Origin of the sequence: Marinobacter antarcticus (assembly GCF_011049865.1) — a bacterium.
Taxonomy (GTDB): Bacteria; Pseudomonadota; Gammaproteobacteria; order Pseudomonadales; family Oleiphilaceae; genus Marinobacter; species Marinobacter antarcticus_A.
On sequence record NZ_DRGY01000048.1, the window covers coordinates 1 to 9,155 of the forward strand.

7 protein-coding genes and 1 pseudogene are annotated in these 9,155 nt (G+C 56.4%); all 8 read left to right on the plus strand.

Annotation, left to right across the window (positions count from 1 at the left end; translation table 11 throughout):
* Positions 1 to 1,704, plus strand: a 1,704-nt coding sequence (locus ENI00_RS06080) for a transketolase family protein (protein ID WP_304100369.1), incomplete at its 5' end; no start/stop codon positions are given.
* A 17-nt stretch (positions 1,705 to 1,721) separates the two neighbouring features.
* On the plus strand, positions 1,722 to 3,383 hold the full coding sequence (pgm, locus tag ENI00_RS06085) for a phosphoglucomutase (alpha-D-glucose-1,6-bisphosphate-dependent) (protein WP_304100384.1): 1,662 nt from the start codon (positions 1,722 to 1,724) through the stop codon (positions 3,381 to 3,383).
* A 48-nt stretch (positions 3,384 to 3,431) separates the two neighbouring features.
* Positions 3,432 to 4,766 (plus strand): glucoamylase family protein, encoded by a 1,335-nt coding sequence (locus ENI00_RS06090; protein WP_304100371.1) that lies wholly within the window; start codon positions 3,432 to 3,434, stop codon positions 4,764 to 4,766.
* A gap of 132 nt (positions 4,767 to 4,898) precedes the next feature.
* Positions 4,899 to 5,309, plus strand: a complete 411-nt coding sequence (locus ENI00_RS06095; RefSeq protein WP_304100374.1) for an NADH-quinone oxidoreductase subunit A — start codon at positions 4,899 to 4,901, stop codon at positions 5,307 to 5,309.
* A gap of 32 nt (positions 5,310 to 5,341) precedes the next feature.
* Positions 5,342 to 6,022, plus strand: a complete 681-nt coding sequence (locus tag ENI00_RS06100) for a NuoB/complex I 20 kDa subunit family protein (RefSeq protein WP_304100376.1) — start codon at positions 5,342 to 5,344, stop codon at positions 6,020 to 6,022.
* A 56-nt stretch (positions 6,023 to 6,078) separates the two neighbouring features.
* The gene (gene nuoC / locus ENI00_RS06105; protein ID WP_304100377.1) at positions 6,079 to 7,866 is read left to right on the plus strand and encodes an NADH-quinone oxidoreductase subunit C/D; all 1,788 of its coding nucleotides are present in this window, start codon (positions 6,079 to 6,081) and stop codon (positions 7,864 to 7,866) included.
* 2 nt (positions 7,867 to 7,868) lie between these two features.
* Positions 7,869 to 8,393, plus strand: coding sequence for an NADH-quinone oxidoreductase subunit NuoE (gene nuoE / locus ENI00_RS06110; RefSeq protein ID WP_304100381.1), 525 nt, complete (start codon positions 7,869 to 7,871; stop codon positions 8,391 to 8,393).
* A pseudogene (locus ENI00_RS06115) lies at positions 8,390 to 9,155 on the plus strand (NADH-quinone oxidoreductase subunit F); the annotation flags it as partial. The gene nuoE and the pseudogene ENI00_RS06115, both read left to right, overlap by 4 nt.

Consider the following 9,155-nt stretch of genomic DNA (forward strand, 5'->3'; position numbering starts at 1 on the left):
ACGACCACCGGCCCGCTCGGGCAGGGTGTCGCCACAAGTGTCGGTATGGCCATTGCCGAGCGCTGGCTGGCGGCCACTTACAATCGCCCCGATTACACTGTGTTTGATTACAACGTTTACGCGCTCTGCGGAGACGGCGACATGATGGAGGGCATCAGTAACGAGGCGGCGTCTTTGGCCGGCCACCTTAAGCTGTCGAATCTGTGCTGGATTTACGATTCCAATCGCATTTCCATCGAAGGCTCTACAAACCTTGCCTTTACCGAAGATGTTGCGGCGCGCTTTACGGGTTATCACTGGAGCGTGTTGCACGTTTACGATGCCAATAATCTTGAAGCACTGACAGAAGCTTACGACACGTTTGTAAAAACCTCCGATCGCCCGACGATGATCATCGTGCACAGTCATATTGGCTACGGTGCCCCTCACAAGCACGATACGCGCGAAGCGCACGGCTCGCCTCTGGGGGATGAAGAGGTTCGTCTGGCCAAGCAGTTTTACGGCTGCGATCCCGACTTGCAGTTTGATGTACCTGATTCGGTACAGGACCATTTTCGCAAACACCTGGGCGAGCGCGGCGCCGACGGTTTTGCACAATGGCGCACGCTGACCGACCGATACCGCACACAGTATCCCGACCTTGCCGATGCGCTTGATTGCATTCACGACGGTCGCTTGCCGCAGGATTGGGATGCATCCCTTCCGGAGTTTCCGGCAGACGCCAAAGGTATGGCCACTCGGGTGTCATCGGGCAAGGCGCTCAACGCTATTGCGGGCAAGATGCCATGGTTGATCGGCGGCGCCGCCGATTTGTCGCCGTCAACCAAGACGGATCTGGACGGGCCGTTGATCACCAGTTTTCAATCGCCCGAATTTGAAGGCGATTACGGCGGCCGTAATTTTCATTTCGGCATACGAGAGCATGCCATGTGCGCGATCGCCAGCGGCATGAGTGTTTCTGGCGTTCGTCCTTACGCGTCCAGTTTTTTTGTCTTTACGGACTATTGCCGTGGCGCGTTGCGTATCAGCGCCTTGATGGGCATTCCCGTTATTTACATCTGGACCCACGATTCAATCAGCCTCGGCGAAGACGGCCCCACCCACCAGCCCGTTGAACAATTGGCAGGGCTGCGCGCAATGCCGAACATGCTTGTTATTCGTCCCGCCGACGCGAACGAGGTGGTCGCCGCATGGCGTGTCATCATGCAGGTTACGGATTGCCCCACCTCCCTCGTGCTGACCCGCCAAGATGTGCCAACGTTCGATCGCGCTAACTATGCCCCTGCCGCCGGGTTGGCGCAGGGGGCTTATGTGATGGCGGATGCGCCCGATCAGAAACCGGAGGTGCTGTTGCTGGCCACGGGAAGCGAAGTCGCTCTGTGCATTGCGGCGTATGAAGAATTAAAGGCCGAAGGAATAAATGCCCGCGTGGTCAGCATGCCGTGTTGGGAGCTGTTCGATGCGCAAAGCCAGGAATATCGGGACAGCGTTTTGCCGCCGTCGATTACCGCTCGGGTCGCGGTCGAGCAAGCCTCTGAGTTGGGGTGGGAGCGTTATACCGGTTTTCACGGCGCGATATTGGGCATGCGCACGTTTGGGTTATCGGCACCGGGAAAAGTAGCGGCCGAGCATTTTGGTTTTACAACAGAAAACGTGGTGAAGGCAGCGCATGCTCAGTTAACGAAAAAGAGGGGAGAACAATGAGCGACGGTAACGAGACCATGAACATAAGCCCGCTGGCGGGCAAGCCGGCGCCGCTGTCGTTGCTGATAAACGTTCCGCGGCTGATCACGTGCTATTACGCTCAAACGCCCGATATGTCTGTGCCCGCTCAGCGCGTTGCGTTTGGAACCTCTGGCCACCGAGGCTCGGCATTCGAAACGACGTTTAATGAAAACCACGTTATCGCCATTACCCAAGCCATTTGTGATTACCGTAAACGGAAGGACATTGATGGCCCTTTGTTCATCGGTATCGACACTCACGCGCTGTCCACGCCTGCGTCCGTCACCGCGCTCGAGGTATTCGCGGCCAACGGCGTGTTGTCCATGATTTCACAAGACGATGAAACAACCCCAACGCCGGCTGTCTCCCATGCAATCCTGAGCTATAACCGTGGGCGCAAATCGGGTTTGGCGGATGGCATCGTTATTACGCCATCGCATAATCCACCGGATAACGGCGGCTATAAATACAATGCCACCAACGGCGGCCCGGCGGATGTCAAGGTTACGGGATGGATTGAAAAGCGGGCCAACGCACTGCTTGAAGGCGGCCTTAAAGACGTAAAACGGTGGCCTTACAAGCGGGCTTTGCTGGCAGACACCACGCATCGTCACGATTATGTCAGCGCTTACGTAAATGATTTGGAAAACGTTTTGGATATGGAGGCAATTAGCGCAGCAAAACTCCATATGGGCGTCGACCCGTTGGGTGGTGCGGGGGTTCATTATTGGGCCCGAATAGCCGAGCGCTATAACCTTGATCTGACGGTCGTCAGCGAAGAGGTTGATCCGACGTTTCGCTTCATGTCGGTGGATTGGGATGGGCAAATTCGCATGGACCCTTCGTCGCCTTACGCGATGCAGAGATTGATCAAGCTGAAGGATCAGTTCGACATCGCGTTCGGGTGCGATACGGATTACGACCGGCATGGGATTGTGGCCAAAGGTGTGGGTTTGCTTGCGCCTAATCATTACCTGGCGGTCGCGATTGATTATCTGTTTTCTCATCGAGAGCAATGGGGTAAGAACGCGGCGGTGGGGAAAACGGTGGTCAGCAGCCAGATCATTGATCGGGTTGCACAAAGACTGAATCGTGAATTAGTGGAAGTTCCGGTCGGCTTCAAGTGGTTCGTGGAGGGTCTGTTTAATGCGTCGCTGGGGTTTGGCGGTGAGGAGAGCGCGGGCGCATCGTTTTTGCGCGCAGACGGATCGGTCTGGACCACGGATAAAGACGGCATGATTGCCGCCTTGCTTTCCGCTGAGATGACTGCGGTTACGGGCCGCGATCCCAGTGAGTCCTACGAGGCGCTGGCCCGTGAGTTTGGCAATCCGGTGTCTGAGCGATTTGAGGCAGCGGCCACGCCCGCACAAAAAGACTGCCTGGCGAAGCTGTCGGCGGATCAAATTCAGTCGTCTGAACTGGCAGGAGAAAAAATTCTCTCGGTTCTGACCAAGGCGCCCGGCAATAACGCGCCAATTGGCGGAGTGCGGGTAAGTGCGCAAAGTGGTTGGTTTGCCGCAAGGCCTTCTGGAACAGAAGATATTTATAAAATATACGCGGAAAGTTTTCAGGGCAAAGAGCACCTGCAGCAGATTTTGACCCAGGCCCAGACCATGGTCGATGCGGCACTGCAGGCCAAGTCGCCCTCATCAAAGTAAATGTCAACCAAAAGCTCGGGGTTGTTCTAACGAACGAAAGGGGTCGAAATGAGTGGCGCAGAACGAAACGGAGAAGCCGAGCTTAAAACATTACAAGAGCGATCGTTCAGTTATTTTCGGCATGAAACCAGTTTGACCAACGGCTTGGTCAAAGACAAGAATGCACCGGATTGGCCCGCCAGCGTGGCGGCGACAGGGCTGGCTTTAACCGCTTATCCGGTGGCCGTTGAGCGAGGCCTTATTTCCTATTCCCGGGCTCTGGAGCGCACGCTAATGGTGTTGCGTTTTCTATGGACCAGCCCGCAGGGGCCGGAACCCGATGCGACCGGGTACAAGGGCTTTTTTTATCACTTCCTCGACATGAAAACAGGCCGTCGCACTTGGCAGTGCGAGCTGTCGACTGTGGACAGCGCCTTTCTTCTGGCCGGTGCATTGGCCGCCGCCTCTTACTTCAAAGCCGAAACGCCCGATGAAACCGAGGTGCGCACGCTGGCCGATGCGCTGTATCGACGGGTCGATTGGGTGTGGGCGCTGGATAATGGACAGACTCTGACCCACGGCTGGAGGCCTGAAAGCGGGTTTATCCCCTATCGCTGGGAAGGCTACAACGAGGCACTTTTGCTTTACATTCTGGCGCTTGGGTCTCCGACACATCCAATTCCTGACAGCAGCTATGCGGCGTGGCTAAGCACGTATCAATGGGAGTCCCGTTACGGATACGATTATGTGTATGCCGGGCCTATGTTCACGCATCAGCTGTCCCATTGCTGGATTGATTTTCGCGGCATACAAGATGCGTACATGCACGAAAAGGGTATCGATTATTTCGAGAACAGCCGGCGCGCAACCTATGTTCAGCAGCGATACGCCATAGAAAACCCCCTGGGATTTGCGGGGTACGACGCGTGTTGTTGGGGAATCACCGCCAGCGATGGCCCGGGTTCGACCACGCTTAAAATCAACGGTGTTCAGCGCCAGTTCATGGGTTACTCTGAGCGTGGTGTGCCATACGGCCCCGACGACGGCACTGTGTCCCCGTGGGCCATTGCAACGTCCCTGCCGTTTGCACCCGATATCGTTTTACCGGCTATCGACTATTGCATAAATCATCTCGAATTGACTCATCGTAATCGATACGGCTTCAGGGCTAGCTACAACCCGACTTTTTCGGAGGGGGCAGGCAAGCAACCAACCCTGGATAACGACATCGCTCTGGGCTGGGTATCACCCTGGCACTTCGGGATTAATCAGGGGCCGATTGTATTGATGATTGAAAATTACCGAACGGGTTTGATCTGGGAATTGATGCGCCAATGCCCCCATGTTGTTCAGGGTCTGCGACGCGCCGGTTTTAGCGGTGGGTGGTTGTTGCCGTCCAGCTAGTGCGTCGGCGCTGCGAATGAGCCGGGTCAATAGTTGTTGTTTGACAAGGCTTTAAGCTTCCTTTAAATTGAATAAGCCGTTCGTTAGCTATCTTTCTAAAGCGGCACGCTCGACGTCAATATCAGGATACCTATGCAACAAACTGCGACTGCGTTGATTGCCGAATACTGGGCTATCGGGCTCTTTGTCGTGGCCGTCATAGGCCTGTGCGCTTTCATGATTGGTGTCTCCGCGCTGCTTGGTGGCCGCAGCCAGGGGCGAAGCAAAAACCTGCCCTTCGAAAGCGGCATTATTGGCACGGGCAGTGCCCGTCAGCGGTTTTCCATTCAGTTTTATCTGGTCGCGATGCTCTTCGTGATTTTTGACATAGAAGCCGTTTTCCTTTTTGCCTGGTCTGTCTCCTTGCGCGACGTAGGCTGGAGTGGCTTTTGGGGTGCGACGGTGTTTATTGCCATACTTCTCGCAGGGCTGGTTTATGACCGCCGTGCCGGGGCGCTGGACTGGGTCCCGAAAGGCAGTGATCGGAAACACCGAGGAGCGTAACCACTTACTGGTTTTTATCTGAGAGGCACGTCATGGCATACACCTTAACCCGGGCCGAAGATGCAGTAGCAGCGGATAACGCAAGCTACCCCTTGGGTAAGCGTCAGAGCGTTGAAGATCCCATGAAACAGCAGGTGCACCGCAGCGTGTTCACCGGCAAGCTTGCAGACGTGCTTAACTCGACGGTCAATTGGGGGCGCAAGAACTCGTTGTGGCCCTACAACTTTGGCCTGTCCTGTTGCTATGTGGAAATGACCACGGCCTTTACGTCACCCCACGATATCGCCCGGTTTGGAGCTGAGGTCATTCGCGCTTCTCCGCGCCAAGCGGATTTCATGGTTATTGCCGGGACCTGTTTTATGAAAATGGCACCCATTATTCAACAACTCTACGATCAGATGCTCGAGCCCAAGTGGGTTATTTCCATGGGCTCCTGCGCCAATTCCGGCGGCATGTACGATATCTATTCGGTGGTGCAGGGCGTTGACAAGTTTTTACCGGTGGATGTCTACATTCCCGGTTGTCCGCCTCGCCCAGAGGCCTTTTTGCAAGGGCTGCAACTGCTGCAGGATTCCATTCAGCAAGAACGTCGGCCTTTGTCCTGGGTGGTTGGTGACCAGGGTGTTTATCGCGCCGAGATGCCGTCCCAGCGTGAAAAGCACCGCGACCGCCGTATTCAAGTGACAGAACTGCGCACACCCGACAGCGTTTAACCAAAGAACCTGCCAGGCATTTTACTGCACCTCAGAGCGAGAGGGACTCTGCCAAGATGAGCATTGTTGAAACAGATACCAGCGCGGCGACGGCTCCCGATCAGCGGGCAAACGCCCTTGTCACGCAGCTGCGGGAGCAATTTGGAGATCAGGTGCTGTGCGAGCAGGCTACCTTGACCGGCATGCCGGTGCTGTGGGTGAATCGCGGGGTTCTGGTGGAGGTTCTTGCGACACTGCGACGGCTTCCCGAGCCCTTCGAGATGCTGTTTGATCTTTCCGCCATTGATGAGCGCTTGCGCAGTCATCGGCACGGCCTGCCGAAGGCCGATTTCACGGTGTTTTATCAGTTGCTGTCTGTCTCGGGAAATCGCGACATTATGCTCAAGGTGGCGCTTTTTGAGCAGGATCTGTCGTTGCCTACGGTCATCTCCGTCTATCCCAACGCCAACTGGTACGAGCGCGAAGTCTGGGACATGTTTGGTGTTCATTTTGAAGGACACCCCAATCTGTATCGCATTCTGATGCCGTCTACGTGGCAGGGGCATCCGCTGCGCAAGGATCATCACGCCAGAGCCACGGAATTTGATCCTTATACCATGACCGTGGAGAGCCAGGACAAAGAGCAGCAGGCGCTGAAGTTCAAGCCCGAAGACTGGGGTATGAAGCGCCACAGCGAGCACACCGAGTTCATGTTTCTCAATCTGGGGCCCAATCACCCGTCTGCTCACGGGGCCTTTCGCCTCGTATTGCAACTCGACGGCGAGGAGATCATTGATTGCGTGCCGGATATTGGCTACCACCATCGTGGTGCGGAGAAAATGGCCGAGCGCCAGACCTGGCATAGCTTCATTCCCTACACCGACCGTATCGATTACGTGGGCGGCGTAATGAACAATCTGCCCTACGTGCTGGCGGTAGAGAAGCTCGCCGGCATACAGGTGAACGCCCGCATCCAGACGATTCGGGTGATGATGGCAGAGCTGTTTCGCATTACCAGCCACTTGCTGTTTCTGGGCACGTATCTGCAGGATCTTGGCGCCATGTCGCCCGTGTTTTATGCCTTTACCGACCGCCAGAAGGGCTACGACGTGATCGAAGCGATCACCGGCTTTCGCATGCATCCGGCCTGGTTCCGGATTGGTGGCGTGATGCAGGATTTACCCAAGGGCTGGGACAGGCTCATGCAGGGCTTCGTTAACTGGATGCCACCCCGGCTGAAGGAATACGAAAAGGCGATGATGGAGAACTCTCTGGTTCGCGATCGCACCAAAAACATTGCGGCCTTCGACACCGAGAACGCCTTTGCCTGGGGCGTCACCGGCCCCAATCTGCGTGCCACCGGTTGTGATTTTGATCTGCGTAAGAAACGCCCGTATTCCGGTTATGAAAACTTTGATTTTGAAATACCTCTGGCGCACAACGGCGACGCTTTCGACCGCGGCCAACTTCGCATTGAAGAGATGCGCCAGAGTGTGAAAATTCTTCAGCAGTGCATCAACAACATGCCCGCAGGCGACTACAAGGCGGATCATCCGCTGACCACGCCGCCGCCCCGGGAACGCATGCTGGAGCATATCGAAACCATGATTACGCACTTTTTGCAGGTGTCCTGGGGGCCGGTGTTGCCCGGCAATGAATCAATGCAGATGATTGAAGCGACCAAGGGCATCAACAGTTATTACCTGACCAGTGACGGCAGCACCATGAGCTATCGCACGCGCATTCGCACGCCGAGCTTTCCGCATCTGCAGCAGATTCCTGTACTGATGCGCGGCGGCTTTGTTCCGGATTTGATTGCGCACCTGGGCAGTATCGATTTTGTTATGGCCGACGTGGACCGCTGATTATGTCGCAAACATTCGTATCCCTCAGCACAGCCACAGACCTCATCGCAACCGATGGCTTTGCGCTGCACGAGGATGACCGCAAAGCCATGCTCACCGAACGCGATCACTATGAACAGCCCCAGGCGGCCTGTATAGAGGCGCTTAAGATTGTGCAAAAACGCCACGGCTGGGTGCCGGACGGGGCGATTGTCGCCATCGCCGAAACCCTGGGCGTCGGAGCAGCGGCGGTGGAGGGTGTCGCGACCTTCTACAGCCTTATCTTTCGTCAGCAGGTAGGGCGCCATGTGATTTTGCTGTGCGACAGCAGTTCCTGCTTTCTGACCGGCTATGAAGCGTTGAGTGAGGCCCTGAGTGAGCGGTTGGGAATAGGCTTTGGCCAGACCACCGCAGACGGGCGTTTTACCCTGCTGCCGGTTTGCTGTCTGGGGGCCTGTGATCGAGGCCCGGCGATGATGATCGGCGATGACACCTTTGGTCCCATCGACGCAAACGATCTGGATGAACTTCTGGAGGCCTATCCATGACGGCAATCCCTAACGGATCGCGGCTGCGTTATCACTGCCAACTGCGCCAGAGCAGCGATGAGCGCCGCGCTGAAACACACCCGTTGACCTGGCGATTGCGTGAGGACGGCGCGCGGGTGGGGTTCGAGGAATATTGCGCGAAAGACGGTTATCAGAGTGCAAGGCACACGCTTGAACAGCGCACGCCTGACAATGTCATCGATTCAATGAAGCAGGCCAATGTGCGCGGCCGGGGCGGCGGTGGCTTCTCCGCGGGGGTTAAATGGAGCCTCACTCAGGTGGGCGATCATCTGCCCCGGGGTTATCTGATCTGTAACGCTGATGAGATGGAACCGGGTACCTTCAAAGATCGCTTGCTGCTGGAGCAACAGCCGCACCTGCTGATTGAAGGCATGATCATCGCGGGCTACGCCAATCGCTCCCGTTACGGCTATATTTTTCTGCGCGGCGAATACGTTGAGGCGGCGCGCTCTGTGGCGCTGGCTATCGAAGAGGCGCGGCAGGCCGGGTTGTTGGGCAATGACGTCGCGGGCAGCGGCTTTGATTTTGATATCGCCTTGCACACAGGTGCCGGGCGATACATCTGCGGCGAAGAAACCGCGCTGATCAACTCCCTGGAAGGCAAGCGCGCCAACCCTCGGGCCAAGCCGCCGTTTCCTGGCCAGTCCGGTGCCTGGGGCAAGCCCACGGTGGTCAATAACGTGGAGACTCTGTGCAACGCACCAGCCGTTATGCAGCACGGTGCAGACTGGTATCAGGGGC

Coding starts and splice junctions, on each gene's coding strand:
- pgm (WP_304100384.1), top strand. CDS start 1,722: ATGAACATAAGCCCGCTGGCGGGCAAGCCGGCGCCGCTGTCGTTGCTG.
- ENI00_RS06090 (WP_304100371.1), top strand. CDS start 3,432: ATGAGTGGCGCAGAACGAAACGGAGAAGCCGAGCTTAAAACATTACAA.
- ENI00_RS06095 (WP_304100374.1), top strand. CDS start 4,899: ATGCAACAAACTGCGACTGCGTTGATTGCCGAATACTGGGCTATCGGG.
- ENI00_RS06100 (WP_304100376.1), top strand. CDS start 5,342: ATGGCATACACCTTAACCCGGGCCGAAGATGCAGTAGCAGCGGATAAC.
- nuoC (WP_304100377.1), top strand. CDS start 6,079: ATGAGCATTGTTGAAACAGATACCAGCGCGGCGACGGCTCCCGATCAG.
- nuoE (WP_304100381.1), top strand. CDS start 7,869: ATGTCGCAAACATTCGTATCCCTCAGCACAGCCACAGACCTCATCGCA.